The sequence below is a fragment of the Gracilibacillus sp. YIM 98692 genome (genome assembly GCF_010993965.1).
GTDB lineage: Bacteria > Bacillota > Bacilli > Bacillales > Amphibacillaceae > Gracilibacillus.
In genome coordinates this window covers 25,435-40,788 of record NZ_WIXM01000027.1, presented here as the reverse complement: position 1 = coordinate 40,788, position 15,354 = coordinate 25,435, and the positions used below count along the sequence as shown (strand labels likewise).

Annotated in this window: 13 protein-coding genes and 2 riboswitches; of the genes, 7 read left to right on the top strand and 6 right to left on the bottom strand. The window is 35.7% G+C overall.

What is annotated here, in order from left to right; translation table 11 throughout:
- Positions 1-174 precede the first annotated feature (174 nt).
- A riboswitch (SAM riboswitch) is annotated at positions 175-273 on the bottom strand.
- 228 nt (positions 274-501) lie between these two features.
- Positions 502-604: riboswitch (SAM riboswitch) on the top strand.
- A 90-nt stretch (positions 605-694) separates the two neighbouring features.
- Together GHD00_RS16805 and GHD00_RS16800 are read left to right on the top strand one after the other, a co-directional pair.
- Positions 695-1,801: a methionine biosynthesis PLP-dependent protein gene (locus GHD00_RS16805; protein WP_163539324.1), complete on the top strand. Its 1,107-nt coding sequence runs from the start codon at positions 695-697 to the stop codon at positions 1,799-1,801.
- Positions 1,794-2,963, top strand: coding sequence for an aminotransferase class V-fold PLP-dependent enzyme (locus GHD00_RS16800; RefSeq protein ID WP_163539323.1), 1,170 nt, complete (start codon positions 1,794-1,796; stop codon positions 2,961-2,963). The genes GHD00_RS16805 and GHD00_RS16800 overlap by 8 nt, the downstream gene beginning before the upstream one ends.
- 27 nt (positions 2,964-2,990) lie before the next feature.
- Here GHD00_RS16800 and GHD00_RS16795 read toward each other — a convergent pair whose 3' ends face one another.
- Both GHD00_RS16795 and GHD00_RS16790 read right to left on the bottom strand, forming a co-directional pair.
- Positions 2,991-3,737: a sulfite exporter TauE/SafE family protein gene (locus GHD00_RS16795; protein WP_163539322.1), complete on the bottom strand. Its 747-nt coding sequence runs from the start codon at positions 3,735-3,737 to the stop codon at positions 2,991-2,993.
- A 17-nt stretch (positions 3,738-3,754) separates the two neighbouring features.
- A complete protein-coding gene (locus GHD00_RS16790) occupies positions 3,755-4,669 on the bottom strand; it encodes an AEC family transporter (RefSeq protein WP_163539321.1) in 915 nt (304 codons plus the stop codon).
- Between the two features lie 233 nt (positions 4,670-4,902).
- Here GHD00_RS16790 and GHD00_RS16785 point away from each other — a divergent pair, with 233 nt between their 5' ends.
- The 4 genes from GHD00_RS16785 (at position 4,903) to GHD00_RS16770 (ending at position 8,066) form a co-directional block, all read left to right on the top strand.
- Positions 4,903-5,721, top strand: coding sequence for a lipoate--protein ligase family protein (locus GHD00_RS16785; RefSeq protein WP_163539320.1), 819 nt, complete (start codon positions 4,903-4,905; stop codon positions 5,719-5,721).
- A 70-nt stretch (positions 5,722-5,791) separates the two neighbouring features.
- Complete coding sequence (gene lipA, locus GHD00_RS16780; protein WP_163539319.1) at positions 5,792-6,739, top strand: lipoyl synthase; 948 nt, start codon at positions 5,792-5,794, stop codon at positions 6,737-6,739.
- A gap of 38 nt (positions 6,740-6,777) precedes the next feature.
- Positions 6,778-7,572 (top strand): HAD family hydrolase, encoded by a 795-nt coding sequence (locus tag GHD00_RS16775; protein ID WP_163539318.1) that lies wholly within the window; start codon positions 6,778-6,780, stop codon positions 7,570-7,572.
- Between the two features lie 359 nt (positions 7,573-7,931).
- A complete protein-coding gene (locus tag GHD00_RS16770) occupies positions 7,932-8,066 on the top strand; it encodes a YjcZ family sporulation protein (RefSeq protein ID WP_163539317.1) in 135 nt (44 codons plus the stop codon).
- A gap of 173 nt (positions 8,067-8,239) precedes the next feature.
- On the opposite strand, the gene GHD00_RS16765 is transcribed toward GHD00_RS16770, so the two are convergent.
- Complete coding sequence (locus tag GHD00_RS16765) at positions 8,240-10,516, bottom strand: beta-L-arabinofuranosidase domain-containing protein (RefSeq protein WP_346427667.1); 2,277 nt, start codon at positions 10,514-10,516, stop codon at positions 8,240-8,242.
- A gap of 137 nt (positions 10,517-10,653) precedes the next feature.
- On the opposite strand from GHD00_RS16765, the gene GHD00_RS16760 reads away from it, so the two are divergent.
- Entirely contained in the window at positions 10,654-11,523 is an 870-nt protein-coding gene (locus GHD00_RS16760) for an AraC family transcriptional regulator (RefSeq protein ID WP_163539315.1), read from the top strand.
- 275 nt (positions 11,524-11,798) lie between these two features.
- Here the strand turns inward: GHD00_RS16760 and GHD00_RS16755 are convergent, their stop codons facing one another.
- From GHD00_RS16755 to GHD00_RS16745, 3 genes are read right to left on the bottom strand one after another with little or no spacing between them, the layout of a single operon-like run.
- Complete coding sequence (locus tag GHD00_RS16755; RefSeq protein ID WP_163539314.1) at positions 11,799-12,971, bottom strand: D-alanine--D-alanine ligase family protein; 1,173 nt, start codon at positions 12,969-12,971, stop codon at positions 11,799-11,801.
- 20 nt (positions 12,972-12,991) lie between these two features.
- A complete protein-coding gene (locus GHD00_RS16750) occupies positions 12,992-14,575 on the bottom strand; it encodes a Mur ligase family protein (protein ID WP_163539313.1) in 1,584 nt (527 codons plus the stop codon).
- Positions 14,576-14,577: 2 nt separating this feature from the next.
- Positions 14,578-15,351, bottom strand: coding sequence for an alpha/beta fold hydrolase (locus tag GHD00_RS16745; protein ID WP_163539312.1), 774 nt, complete (start codon positions 15,349-15,351; stop codon positions 14,578-14,580).
- Positions 15,352-15,354: the final 3 nt, after the last annotated feature.

Genomic DNA, 15,354 nt, shown 5'->3' with positions numbered 1-15,354 from the left:
ACCTCACTTGTAAATAAAAGAGGACCAGTATAAACATTGCTGCCAATAGTATACCAACAATAATGGTAATGTAACATACATGATCTGCTCAGGATATTGCTTTTTCGAGCGTTGACGCGACATGGTTCCGCCCAATAAAAAACTTCTACTTGACCAAGTAGAAGTTCGATACTTCTCTTATCTGTCAAGATTTCACTTGCTGGAATTAGCACAGTGCCATTGCCTGTTGCTGAGATTTCTACGGGCCAGTCCCTCCATCTCTCGTGATAAGAATCTATTTATCAAATTTTAACCACTTCTTTGCGAATATTTTCTTTGACTATACTGAATGAATGAACTGTTGTCAACACCATCAAATATAAGCTTTATGCGTAAAAACTTATAACCCCTTAATTCAAACAAGTTTACTAGGTTTTAAAAATTTTTTAAAAATAACACTTGAAATGTTTTACACATGCGTGTATGCTTGATGTATAGTATTTCCAATTCCATAAAATGTAATCTTTATCCAGAGAGGTGGAGGGACTGGCCCTATGATGCCTCAGCAACCAGCTTATGCATGGTGCTAATTCCAGTAGGTGGCTATACGCCTAAAAGATAAGGAGAAGCTATGTAAATGAGAAACCAGCAGAGCCTTCTACTTATCTTTAAGTGGAAGGTTCTTTTTTTAATTTTTTAAAGGAGAGTGAAGAAAATGAGGTTCATAGAATCGAAATTGGCTCAGATTGGGAATAGATCAGACAAGAAAACCGGAGCAGTAGCACCCCCATTGCACTTATCAACTGCTTATCAACATGAACAATTAGGGAAGTCTACCGGTTATGATTATACACGAACTGCCAATCCTACTCGAGATATTGTAGAAAACGCAATTAAGGATCTAGAAGAAGGTGCTAAAGGGCTCGCTTGTACATCTGGAATGGCTGCGATTCAATTAATTCTAGCTCTTTTTAAGCAAGGAGATGAAATAGTCATAACAGAAGATATATATGGCGGTAGCTACCGATTATTTGATCATTATAAAGAAATGTATCATATAAACCCTATTTATACAGAGCCAGATAAGATTAAAGAAACCATCTCGAATCAGACGAAAGCCATCTTTATCGAAACACCAACTAATCCTTTACTACAGGAGATAAATATTCAAGAAGTTTCCAAATTTGCTAAAGAAGCGGGGATTTTATTAATTGTCGATAACACCTTTTACACGCCTTACTTACAAAAACCTTTATTAGAAGGTGCTGATATTGTCATACACTCTGCGACAAAATATTTAGGAGGACATAATGATGTGTTAGCTGGTCTTGTTGTAGTCAAAGATGAGGAGTTAGGCGAAAAACTAACTTATCTCCATAATGCTATTGGAGCCGTTCTCTCCCCTTTTGATTGTCTGTTGCTAATTCGAGGAATGAAGACATTGAGCCTGCGTATGGATAAACAACAAGAAAATACAAAAGAACTTGCAGACTATTTGAGACAACACCCGCTTGTATCAGATGTTCTTTATCCTAATAGAGGAGCAATGATTAGCTTTCGCATTAAAGATAAGCATATGGTGTCCTCCTTTTTAAAACATTTAAAAATGATATCTTTTGCGGAAAGCTTAGGCGGTGTGGAAAGCTTTATCACATACCCGACCACGCAAACACATGCAGACATCCCAAAAGAAGAAAGAGAAAGAAGAGGAGTTTGTGAACGATTGCTGCGTTTTTCCGTTGGAATTGAACACATTAATGATTTAAAACAGGATATTAATCAAGCTTTATATGCTAGCGAGGAGGAAATCACACATGTCTAAACATTTTGCAACTAATTTAATTCATGGTGGTATAGAGCAAGGATATCGCGAAGAGTATACGGGTGCTGTTAATCCACCTATTTATCTATCATCTACTTATCACCAAAAACAAATCAACCAATTCGGCCCATATGACTATACGAGAAGCGGAAATCCTACTAGGGCAGTACTTGAAAAAACAATCGCAAAGCTGGAAAACGGAACAGATGGTTTTGCATTTGCTTCAGGCATGGCTGCGATTTCTTCTGCTTTTATGATTTTAGAAGCTGGTGATCATGTGGTCATTTCAAAAGACGTATATGGCGGCACCTTCCGCTTTATTCAACAACTAATCAGTCAATTTTCTGTTTCTCATACATTTGTTGATATGACAAATGTTAAAGAAGTAGAAGAAGCGATTCAAGAGAACACAAAAATTGTTTATATAGAAACACCTGCAAATCCATTATTACAAATAACAGATATCAAAAAAATTGTTACAGTAGCAAAACAATATAACTGTTGCACCTTTTTAGACAACACTTTTATGACGCCACTTTATCAAAAGCCCTTAGATCTTGGGGTAGATGTTGTCCTGCACAGTGCAACGAAATTTTTATCTGGGCATAGCGATGTCGTAGCAGGACTTGCGGTAACAAAAGATGAGCAATTAGCTCAAAAATTAGGTTTTATCCAGAACACTTTAGGTTCTATATTAAGTGCTCAAGATTCTTACACATTAATCCAAGGAATGAAAACATTAGAGACACGTCTTGAAAAATCTAGTAAATCCGCCTTGAAAATTGCGAATTTTCTAAATAATCATGCATCGATTGAGCAAGTATATTACCCTGGATTAGAAAATCATCCAGGATATCATATTCATCATAATCAAGCCTCGAATGCAGGAGCTGTTTTATCTTTTGAACTACACCCTTCAGTTTCTATCGATGCCTTTGTTCAAAATATGCAAGTACCTGTTTTTGCCGTTAGTTTGGGTGCCGTAGAATCGATTCTTTCCCATCCTGCAACTATGTCACACGCCGCAATGCCTGCAGATGAAAGAAAGGTTAGAGGAATAAGTGACCGTTTATTCCGCTTATCTGTTGGCATTGAGGATGCGGATGATTTGATAGAAGACCTGCAACAAGCACTGCAACAGAAAACGGGAGTTACTCTTTAACTCCCGTTACCTTACGGTTCATCCCTTCTATCCAATAATTAATCGAAGAGCTCCTAATGCAGCAAATACAAGCACTAATATTTGAAATAAACGTTGCGGCATCATTTTTAACACTTTCACCCCGACTAAAGCTCCGATTAAGATAGTAGGAATCAACCACAAATTGAACGTGATAGACTCTATGTTTATGATACCTAAAACGATATAGAACGGAATCTTAACGAGATTGACAATTAAAAAGAACCAAGCACCTGTTCCAACAAATTCTTTCTTAGGCAATCCTTTTACTAATAAATAAATAGCCATTACACCACCAGCAGCATTGCCAATCATAGTTGTAAAACCGGCTAGGATCCCCATCACAGAAGTGAAAATTTTTGAATTTGGCAACATTTCATTAAAGCGTTCGCCGAGTTTTTCTCTACTAATATGTAATACAATTAATGCTAGCACTAAGATCCCAATCATCGGTTTTAATTGTTCACTAGTTACATAGTTTAATACAAAATAACCTGCAATAATTCCAGCAAAAACCCAAGGCAATAAAGAAAATAAATATTTCCATACGACATTTTTACGATAATAGGTAACAGCAAATAAGTCCCCTACAATTAAAAGCGGTAACAAAATACCTACAGAGTCTCTTGCAGGAAATATAATCATAAAAATGGTCACAACCAAAATCCCCATACTGGCAACACCAGCTTTTGCAAAACCAATGAGCATAGATGAAAAGACAATAATAATCCACTCTAAGACCGATAATTCAAACAACTTTATTCCTCCTCTATTTAATGAACAAACAGATTTACCAACAACCATATAAAGATAAAACTTATCATAATAGTTAAATTCGATGCTGTTCCAACAAGACGCTGGTTATAGCCAAACATGATAGAGTAAGGCAATACAGAAACTGATGTTGGAAGAAGAAACCCTATTAATAACGTGTATTTAAACATGTCACTTACTGGTAATAAATAAAAGCAAGCAAATCCAGCAATTAGTGCGATACTGTATTTTGTTACTAAATATTTGGTCAGCAGCTTTCCATATCCTTTGGCAAAAGTGAAATTTAAATATAACCCTAATAATAATAACGATAACGGCATATTAGCCCCTGCTATAACACTCGATATGTCTACTACTATTGTCGGTAACGACCAATTTATAAGATTCAATATACTCATAATGATATAGGTTTGTAACGGGATAGATTTGGCTAACTTATAAATAATCGTACGTGTTTCTACCATACTACTTTTTTCAGCAAACATACCTGCAATAATATAGCTTAAGCCAAAGACGATAAATGAGTTACCAACATCAAACATTCCAAAGTATTTCAGTCCTTCCACTCCCCAAATACCTTCTACAAGTGGATAAGCAAATAACCCAATGTTTAGACCTGGAACCATCATACTGAACATTCCTTTTACATTTCGGGGATGATGACGGAATATCCACAATGCTGCTACCCCGTTCACAAAGCCAAAGAGAATCGCAATGATCACCAAGTAGAATAGAGATGGAACAAAATGAACTTCACTAAAGGTGACAATAATTAAGCAAGGTAACGTAACATTAAATACTAAACGAGCTATTGCTTCTCCATCTTTTTCTTTTAAAATTTCTGTTCTTTTTAACATATAACCTATTGCAATAATAATAACAGAGATTAGAAATTGTTCATTAAAACTATTCATAGTTGTTACCCCTTGTTTTCAATTTCAAGCCTATAAATCAAGCCAGATAACATCACTATAACACTAAAATGAAACTTTTAGAAAGAATTGAAATTTAACTTTTGACAGACCTTTTTCCTAGCTGTACCATATAATTAGAATTATCTGTTATAATAACTGGTACTTGACTTTTACATAAAGGAGGGGGGCGGCATGATTCTTGAGACACTGAAGAATCTGTCCGCAAATCAACTATGACAGAAACTTGGTATTTTTTAGACTCAAAAGAACAAACACCGGCTTATAATATGGCTGTAGATGAGTGTCTGTTAAACTGGCATAGTAACGGAACGATTCCACCCGTTTTGAGATTTTACCAATGGAAGCCAGCTGGATTATCTGTTGGGTATTTTCAAAAAACGAAAAATAAAATTGATATAGAGGCTGTTTCAAATAGAGGTATTGAAATAGTGCGCCGGCTTACCGGTGGTAGAGCTGTACTACACGATCAAGAATTAACTTATAGTGTGATTGTGTCAGAAAATCACCCCATGATGCCACGTTCTGTAAAGGAAGCGTATTTAGTCATATCAAAGGGGCTATTAGAAGGATTTCGCTTCTTAGATATTAACGCAGAATTTGCAGTGCCTGAAGGGAAATTGGAAACTAGCCAATCAGCTGTTTGTTTTGAAGAGCCTTCTTGGTATGAATTAATCGTCGATGGGAAAAAAGCAGCTGGAAGTTCACAAACAAGAAAAAAAGGTGTTATATTGCAACATGGATCCATTCCTATTACAGTAGATAATGAAACCTTATATGATTTATTTGTCTATCCTAATGAAAAGGTGAAAGCAAGAGCTCGATCTGCTTTCAAGGATAAAGCAGTCTCCATCGAAGAAGTAAGATCCAAGCCCACATCAATTGAAGAAACAAAAAGTGCGTTTAAAAAAGGATTTCAAAAAGGATTAGGGATTGAATTGAAGGAACTGACCTTCACACAAGAACAAGAGCAAGAAATTGAAAAGCTAATGCAGGAAAAATATCAAAGCGATGCATGGAATTTGTCGAGATAATGGATATAATGGACATAGGGTGAGGAATGCTAAATAAGCAGTAATCATTCAATAAAAGGAGTCGATAATAGTGGCAAAAAAACAAGAACATCTTCGGAAACCAGAGTGGTTGAAAATAAAAATTAATACGAATAAATCTTATAATAAGTTAAAACACTTAATGCGTGACAAGCGACTCAATACGGTATGTGAAGAAGCAAGATGCCCCAATATACATGAATGCTGGAGCGAAAGACAAACAGCAACTTTTATGATTTTAGGCGATACCTGTACGCGAGGATGCCGATTCTGTGCAGTAAAAACTGGTTTACCAAATGAATTAGATTGGGGAGAACCAAAACGTGTTGCAGAATCCGTTGAAATTATGGGACTTAAACACGTTGTTGTGACCTCCGTAGCGCGTGATGATTTAAAAGATGGCGGTGCTGCAGTATTTGCTGAAACAGTTCGTCAAATTAGAGAAAGAGTACCTGGATGTACAATCGAAATCCTTCCTTCAGATATGAAAGGTGACTATGAAAGTTTACATACGTTAATGAGCAGCGCTCCTGATATTTTTAACCATAATATCGAAACTGTAAGAAGATTAACAAAAAGAGTACGTGCCATTGCTATGTATGATCGATCCCTAGAATTGCTTCGTCGCGTCAAAGAAATTTCTCCAAATACACCTACTAAATCAAGCATTATGGTCGGGCTGGGAGAAACAAAAGAAGAAATCATTGAAACAATGGACGATCTACGAGCAAATAATGTGGACATCATGACAATTGGACAATATTTACAACCAACGAAGAAACACTTAAACGTTGAGCGCTACTACCATCCAGATGAATTTCAAGAACTAAAAGAAATTGCTTTTTCCAAAGGATTTAAGCACTGTGAAGCTGGACCGCTTGTTCGCTCTTCTTACCACGCAGACGAACAAGTAAATCAAACCTCTGCCCAAAGGCGTATTAAGTACATGAAGGGGTATGAAGAAACTAGTGGAGAACAATTATCAAACCTTAACTTTTAATCAATCAACCTTTTGATAAAGGGAGTAGGGAGAATATCATGCCATCCTATAAAGCTTTATTCTTAGACATTGATGGAACCATATTAAGAGATGACCATAGTATTGAGGATTCTACAAAAGAAGCAGTTCAACTTGCTAAAGAGCAAGAAATAGAAGTTTTTTTGGCCACAGGTCGACCATTGCATGAATTACAAGAAATCGCTGAATATTTGCAAGTGGAATCTTTTATCGGTTATAACGGGGCTTATGCTTTGCAGAACGATGAAGTGCTCGTTGATGAACCAATGGATGCACAAATTATTAACCACTATTTAGATATAGCAAAACATTACGGGCATGATATGGTTCTATATACAAATAAACAAAACCTGTTTACTTCCATAGAAAGTAAACAGGTTCAAGAATTTATTGAGTACTTTGATTTAAAATCAACTAGTGTTTACTCCAAAGAATATCAAGAACAAATATTGGGTATTACTCTTATGAATGTGCCTGTGGATGAAATAGATTTTTATCAAATAGAAAATGTCGATATTTATTTTTCACAGGTCAATGTGAAAGGACTAGAGCATTGCTATGATGTGATTCGAGAAAATGTTAACAAAGGACGTGCAATTAAGCATATTTTAGAAAAATTAAACATTTCACCAAGTAAAGCTATTGCTTTTGGAGATGGGATGAATGACAAGCAAATGCTTCAATTTGTGGGTACAAGCTTTGCAATGGGCAATGCATCGCCTGAATTATTTCAATATGCCAAACACCGAACCACTAGTGTGAATGATTCTGGAATTTATAATGGATTAAAGCAAATAGGTGTTATCAAAGAGTGAAAAGAAAGAAACAAAAAAGCCAACGTATAAACGTTGGCTTTTTTGCATTTCGTAAAAAATAGACATCTTAAATGGATTGGGGAGCAACTCTACCTATACATATAAGCAGAAAAAGTGGACTAATTATTTAGGCTTACATGTATCCATAAGTGATTAGTGTGCTTATAATGTTTCACCAATCAATATGTTATATATAATATAACAGGGTTTTGATCATCAGTCCGCCAAATTGTAAGTTAATCTCACAATCTTTTTCTCCATTATATTTGCCTATTTTTTTATGAAGTAGACATTTACCCTAACTTATTATGATAATTGACATACATTATATAGTGAAAATAAATAAGGAGGTTGATAGCATGTATTACGGCGGATACAACCCTTGTGGTGGATACGGAAGCGGATATTACGGAACTGGATACGGTAGTGGCTTTGCTTTAATCGTTGTACTTTTCATCTTGTTAATCATCGTTGGTGCTTCATTCTATAACTAAAAGAAAGTCCCCAGCTATATGACTGGGGATTTTCTTTTACCTTATCAGAATTTATATCGTTTTACACATGAAGTAAATTCGACGTAGATACCACTATTAGGAAGATAGATAAGCTCAACTACGTCTCTGACTTCACCAAAGGCTCGTCAATCGACGAGTGTTCTTTATCCAAGCTATGCATTTAACATTTGTACCTGGTATACTCCGCCTGCAATTTTTCTTTTATCCGCATAAAATGTTACTTTTACTTTATTTTTATCTTTCACCATCTCATAAGGGATTGGATAATTTACACTAAATAGCTTCCCAGGCTGATTAGATATCAAAGATTGCTCCGCTAACATTTCATCATCTATCCAAATACTAAAATTCCTTTCCATCATTTTCCCTTGTACCTCTATCGTATCATCGCTGCCATAATAAGTAACATGCAAATACATATTTTTTGAAGGATCCACATTCATATTGTAGCTAAAATATCCATCATCTCTGGCATCACGCCATCCACTATGGACAAGATTTGAATATCCTGAAGTTGAATTCTTAACACTCACTCCATGCTCTACTTCTGGCTGCTGCTCGTTTGGTGTAACTATATCTACTGTTATTTGTTGTTCCCATAATTTTTGGTTTTGTTCATGTTCTTGATAATATTGATATTCTTGATGATTCATGACAGACCAATAGATCGTATATCTTTCATGATGAATGTTAAAGAATGGCTTAAGTTTGATAGATTGATTTCCAGGCTGCCCAATCGGCTTTGTTTCAAAAATTAATTGCTGTTTATCAACTATTTCTATCCAGTTCTCGAATGGTTGATCTGTTACAAGTGCAGGTACATCAATTAATGGATAATGATCTAATGCTAAATGGTCACTTAAAATATCTGTTTCCGGGAAGTTTTCTCTCCCTAAGGCTCCAGCAAGTACGATAGGACCATACATGATAGCTTGTTTATTTTCATCATCTTTGGCGATATATCTATCTAATGACAGAGGCAAACTCATCGTTAACTGATCATTTTCTTTCCACTTTTTCACAAGTTTTACATAACCATTTTCTAATTGATAGTTTATTTTCTCACCATTAAGAAACAGTTCAGAATCCACCTTCAACCAATTCGGCTGCCTTAAATATATAGTAAATGGTTGTTCTGGCACTTCATCTATTGTAATAGTTGTCTGGTTTTCAAATGGAAAATCTGTTCTTTGTGTTATGGTCATCATTGGATGTACGCTTTTAAATTGAGCAGAAATAAACAGATTTATATAAAGTGTTTCTTCTTCTTGGTGGAAAATCGATCTGTTATATCTTGCGGGATTTTCCATTCCAGTACCTGTACAACACCAAAAAGACTCCTCACGTGAGTGATAGACTTTAAAATGACCTGGTTCGGATGAAACAAAATAGGTTTTCATGCCTGAATCTGGGTCCTGTGAAGCCAATATATGATTAAATAAAGCCCTTTCATAGAAATCATAGTAACGTGCTTGCTTAGTCCATTGAAATAAATAATCTGTCAACTTTAACATGTTATAGGTATTACAAGTTTCCGTTGTTTGCACTCCTAATTTTTCTTCATTTTTAGGTCCAAAATGTTCCCTGTTACTGTTTCCTCCAATAGCATAAGTTCGATATTGAACGACTTGTTCCCAAAAATAAGAAGCAATCCTTTTATATATTTCTTTTCCAGTAATGTTATAAAGCTTTGCTACACCTATTACTTTAGGAATTTGTGTATTAGCATGCTTTCCCTCCAGATCATCTTCTTCTTTGGCTAAAGGGTTTAAAACATCTTTATGAAAGAATTTCTCTGCAAGTTCTAAGTACCGCTCATCATCTGTTATCAAATACAAATCAGCAAAAGCTTCATTCATCCCCCCATGTTCACAGATTAGCATTTTTTGAAACTGTTCTTCTGATAGCGGTGCAAGTCCATCATAAGCCCAGTCTGCAAGCTTTGTCACAATATCTATCGCCTGCTTTTCTCCAGTAAACTTATAGACATCAATTAAACCAGCGAATATTTTATGTATCGAATACCACGGAACCCAAGATCCCCCAAGTTCAAAGTTGCCTACTTTAAAATCACCCGCAAATACTTGATCAAAACAATCTCGAGGAAAACCGCTAATATACCCATCTTTATCAAACGATTGAATATATGTCATTTCCTCTAAGGCATATCTTATTTTTTCATAAAGCTTTATATCTTTTGTAACATGATACATCGTTGCTGCAGCAGAAAGCCAATGACCAATAGAGTGACCAGCAATTGGCTTTGATTCCCACCCACCATAACGTTTATTTTTAGGTGGTTGAGATACAGCTTCATAGCAAGGTGCTAGTAAGCGGTCTATATTTAAAAATAATAAATATTCTTTCCCTTTTTCTTGAGAGATTTTAAACTTTCCATCTAATAATTTCGTATGTTGCAACTTTGCCACCTCCATTAATTATTGAGCATCTACTATTAGTATGAATGGCAAAAAGAAAAATGTACATTCCATATTGTCACAATCCATATCTTTTTTTTATTTTTATGTTATGATCATAGTAAAAAATAGTAAAGGGATGAAAAAATATGAAGCATCGAATTATAATGGAGGGGCATACCTATCCATTAGTTCAAGAAATTGGTTTCATGTATGATATTAACGGTGTGTTCAAACATCCTAACAGAGTGATGGAGCATCTACATGTTTTTATTTATGTCAAAAAAGGAAAGTTGCAGGTCAAAGAAGATGGTGAAAGCTTTTACTTAACCAAAGGGTCTTACCTATTTCTCAAGAAAGGAACACATCATTGGGGTGAAGATTATTACCTCCCAGGTTCGGAATGGTATTATATTCACTTTTACGATCGGAATAAAGGAAACAAAATGCCTGAATATACACCATATCGTCAAACTAGTTTTATTGGAGTAGAAGCTTATGATTCTATTTTTTCATTGCCTAAAAGTAGTAACGTGGAACAACCAAGTTATATGGAGACAAAATGTCAGAAGCTTTTAGAATTATATGAATCGACACATCCATTAAGGCCGACGATAACCAGTATACAAGTCTTTCAGCTGTTTTTAGATTTATATGTAGAAAGTTTGAATGAATCGTCTTATAAAAAGTCTAATCGTATTGTGACAAAGATGGTGCAGCTGTTTCATAAGCATAAGGAGCAAAAGTTAACAAGCCAACAAATTGCAGATAAGCTTGGCATGAATTATTCTTATTTATCAACCGTTTTCAAAAAGCAAACAGGAAAAAGTGTCACACAGTACCAAAATGAGATGTTAATCGAGCAGGCCATGCAAATGTTTCGAAAAGGGGATTGTAATGTATCTGAAGTAAGTGACGCTTTAGGTTTCTCTAATCCATTCTATTTCAGCCGAGTGTTTAAAAGAACGATAGGTGTCTCCCCCTCCGCCTACCTCGAACAAATATACCGCCATCACTAATTGTACACCGTGGCAAAAAGGTTTATATAAAAAAACAACTTAAATAAAGGCTGATTTCTAAAAGATTGTTACTTTTAAAAATCAACCTTATTGTCCAATAGCTATAAACTACGACGTAACCTTGACTTTCTACCATTCTTTCTTAGGAGAGTGCTAGTCCGGCGCAGCGGAAAGCGAAGTATATTTTCGAAGCGTCATTTAAACTCTCGCACCATAGTATTGCGCAGTTTGGTTCAACTGTGCAGTAAAGTTTTTAATAGATAGAAAACGTCATGTTATTTTCCTTTTGATCCTTTGCTGTGCAAGGAGAATAAGTTGGTATCAATGGAGAATTGAATCGATTGACGTTCTCGTTCGCGTTTTAGTGCTAGTTGAATTAATTCATCTGTTAACTGACGGAAGTCCTTGCCTGATGGCTCCCATAAATAAAAAGATAAAGAACCAGGTATTGTATTAATTTCGTTAACAAATACATCACCTTGATCATTTAATAAAAAGTCTATTCTTGAAACACCACTCGCATTTAACAGCTTAAATGTTTGTTCTGCCAATTCCTTAACTTTAGCTGTCGCTTGATCCGAAATCTCAGCAGGAATGATACGGTTAACACTTTCCATTCCCTTTGTGTCGCCAGACTTTCCTCCACTTTGATATTTATCCGCATAAGAAAGGATTTCATCACTGCTCAATACTTGTTCACACACAGAGCTTTCTACTTGCTCGTAATCCCCAATCACCGAACAATTGACTTCAGTTAGATCGCTAACCATCTTTTCTATTATCACCTTATGGCTATAAGAGATCGCTAATTCGATCGCTTCCTCTAATTCATCTGGATCATCTGCTTTACTAATACCAACACTGGATCCTAAGTTGGCTGGCTTTACGATAACAGGATAGCCAACCTTTTCTGCCAGTTGCTTCATTTGATCATTGTCCTCATGCCAATCTGTTGCATAAAACCACTCATATGGGACAATAGGGACCCTTGCATCACGTAAAATTTGCTTCATCATAACTTTATCCATGCCTGCAGCGGAAGATGCTACATCGCATCCTACATAAGGTAAACCTAATAACTCCAGGTAACCTTGTAAGGAGCCATCTTCTCCATTGGTTCCATGAATAACTGGAAATACGACATCAACACTCGTGATAACGCCTTTTGAAAAAATGCCTTTTTCTTTTTTGCGAAGAACTATATCTCCTTTACTTTCTTGTTCAAACACCACTTTGTCAGCTTCTTTAAACAGAGCTGGCAAATCCTTATAATTTTCAATATCTTTCAAAATCTCACCTGTATACCATTCTCGGTCTTTACTAATATATACAGGAATTGCTTCATATTTATCCTCATCTATCGCTTGAACAGCTTGAAGAGCTGAGATTACCGAAACCTCATGCTCAACAGATACTCCACCAAAAATTACGGCTACTTTCGTTTTCAAACCGATTCCCTCCCATTTTCTTACTCATTATACGTATCTGGTAGATCGTTTTCTAACAGTACAATCGCATCAGATCGACCTAATGATTGCATATGTTGAATAGCGTCATTTAGATCTTTTGCTAAGTAAAGTTGATCTTGCGGATAGGCTTTTTCTTTTAAACCATCTTGTATTGGTTCGGTCTGTTTTTCCCCCACTAAAATGACATAGTCACAGGCATCTGCCGCATACTCACCAAAGTTTTTATTATATTCATATTGTTTGTCGCCTAACTCTACCATCCCCGGTGTTACTAACACTTTATATCCATCCATGGTGGACAATACTTCTAAAGCAAGCTTAGAACCAGTCGGATTAGAGTTAAAGCTATCGTCAATGACCGTTAGTCCGCCAAAACCTTTTTTGATTTCCATCCGATGTTTGACTGATTTAATTTTCTTGACACCTAATTGGATTTTATTTAACGGCACTCCTAATTCCCATGCCACACAAATAGCAGCTAAAATATTGTACACATTATGCTTTCCTAATAATTTTGTATCAAATGTTGCATCCAAGTCGCCTGCTTTATTTTGAACTCGGAAAGTCGTCCCTTTATTATGAAATTGAATATCAGACGCTACATACTCGGCATCTGTTCGATCAATACCAAAATACACTTTTCTACAGTTGGACTTTGGTTTATAATCCATAATATTTTGATCATCTTTATTCAGAAAAGCTACTCCATCATCTGGTAAAGATTCTACAATTTCATATTTCGTCTTCTTGATGTTATCTAATGTTTTAAATGTCTCTAAATGCTGCTCCCCGATCGCTGTAATTATGGCATACTTATGGCCTACTAATTCACAAATTTCTTGAATATTACCAGGTTCTTTCGCCCCCATTTCAGCAATAAACACATCATGATATGGCTTTAATGAGTTTCGAATCGTAATCGTAACCCCAATTTTTGTATTAAAGCTCTCTGGTGTCTTTAATGTATTGTAGTGGGAAGAAAGTATAGTATCTAAAATAAACTTTGTACTTGTTTTTCCAAAGCTTCCTGTTATCCCAATCGTTTTAAGATCAGATGCATTAGAGATAATCGATTTCGCATCCTTGTAATAATATTCTTTCACCGCATTTTCCATTGGGCGATTGATTAGGTTTGCCAATAAAATCACAACGTACGGAGAAACCATACCAATAACAAATAGAATAGAAACCCAAATCAAATTCTGATTCATCCAGATAAAATATAGGTTCACTAATAATAAAATGCCATATAAGATCGATATAGTTGTCATCAGCCGTTTAATGCGAGCTGTTATCGCAAGCTTTTTCTTCTCTTGCTTTTTGTCTCGAAATAAAATGCCAATCACTATTAATAACGCTAACCATATAAAAGCGATCCAATAAAAAGACAAGACAGTAAGTAATATTGCCAAAATGCTTAGCCATTCTTTTTTATGAATGACTTGATTGAAATGTTCTTTCATCCACTTTAATAAGCGATTATTAAAGTAGCTATTTAATTGAAGCATATGTATCGACTTTTTGACACGGAAACCGATATAAATAGCCCATAACACACTAATAATCGTTAAGAACACTGCCATGATCATTCGACTCCTTTATCTTCTTCTAAAAATTTATCCACTATCATCGCCACCTGCCCTTTTTTCTCTAAAAAGACATAATGACCTGCGTTTTCTAAAACCGCAAGGCCTGCGTTTGGAATCAATTTCTCCATGATTTTCGCATCTCCAACAGGTGTTGCTGTATCATTCCGCCCCCATAACAATAGAGTGGGCGCCTGAATGTCTGGCATATGATGCTGAAGGTCTTCATTCACCACTTTACTAAGCGTCTGCTGCATCACTCGTGAAGCACTCTGATAATCGGACGATCCCGCTTTACCTCGGTATTTGTTAAGCATATCTTCTTTATAAGCTCGCAACAAAGGCAAGCTTAAAATATGCTTCAATGTTTTAAATGTATAAACCTTTACATAATATTCGAGTTTCCGCTTCGGCTTTACACCCGCACTTCCGATTAAAATGATTTTATGCACATGTTGGTGTCGAGCTGCATATTTAATCGAAACCCTTCCTCCAAAGGAATGTCCGATTAAAATCGGTTCATGAATCGAGAGCTTATCAATAAAATTCTCTAGCATGACAGTATATTTCTCTACGTCCCATGCTTCTTTTGGTTCATCACTTTGACCAAACCCAGGGAAATCCAGTGCATATACTTGAAAATGCTTAGATAAAGACTTTTGCAAATCTTCAAATAAATCTAAACTAGTTCCCCAACCATGCAAAAGGATAACAGATCTTCCTTTACCCTCTACTTGATAATGTATATGTAAATCATTTAATTCAATAAACACGGT

Bases quoted from the DNA above. Each gene is read 5' to 3' on its own strand.
- GHD00_RS16785 (WP_163539320.1), top strand. From the start codon at position 4,903: ATGACAGAAACTTGGTATTTTTTAGACTCAAAAGAACAAACACCGGCT.
- GHD00_RS16805 (WP_163539324.1), top strand. From the start codon at position 695: ATGAGGTTCATAGAATCGAAATTGGCTCAGATTGGGAATAGATCAGAC.
- GHD00_RS16750 (WP_163539313.1), bottom strand. From the start codon at position 14,575: ATGGCAGTGTTCTTAACGATTATTAGTGTGTTATGGGCTATTTATATC.
- GHD00_RS16760 (WP_163539315.1), top strand. From the start codon at position 10,654: ATGAAGCATCGAATTATAATGGAGGGGCATACCTATCCATTAGTTCAA.
- GHD00_RS16790 (WP_163539321.1), bottom strand. From the start codon at position 4,669: ATGAATAGTTTTAATGAACAATTTCTAATCTCTGTTATTATTATTGCA.
- GHD00_RS16775 (WP_163539318.1), top strand. From the start codon at position 6,778: ATGCCATCCTATAAAGCTTTATTCTTAGACATTGATGGAACCATATTA.
- GHD00_RS16800 (WP_163539323.1), top strand. From the start codon at position 1,794: ATGTCTAAACATTTTGCAACTAATTTAATTCATGGTGGTATAGAGCAA.
- GHD00_RS16770 (WP_163539317.1), top strand. From the start codon at position 7,932: ATGTATTACGGCGGATACAACCCTTGTGGTGGATACGGAAGCGGATAT.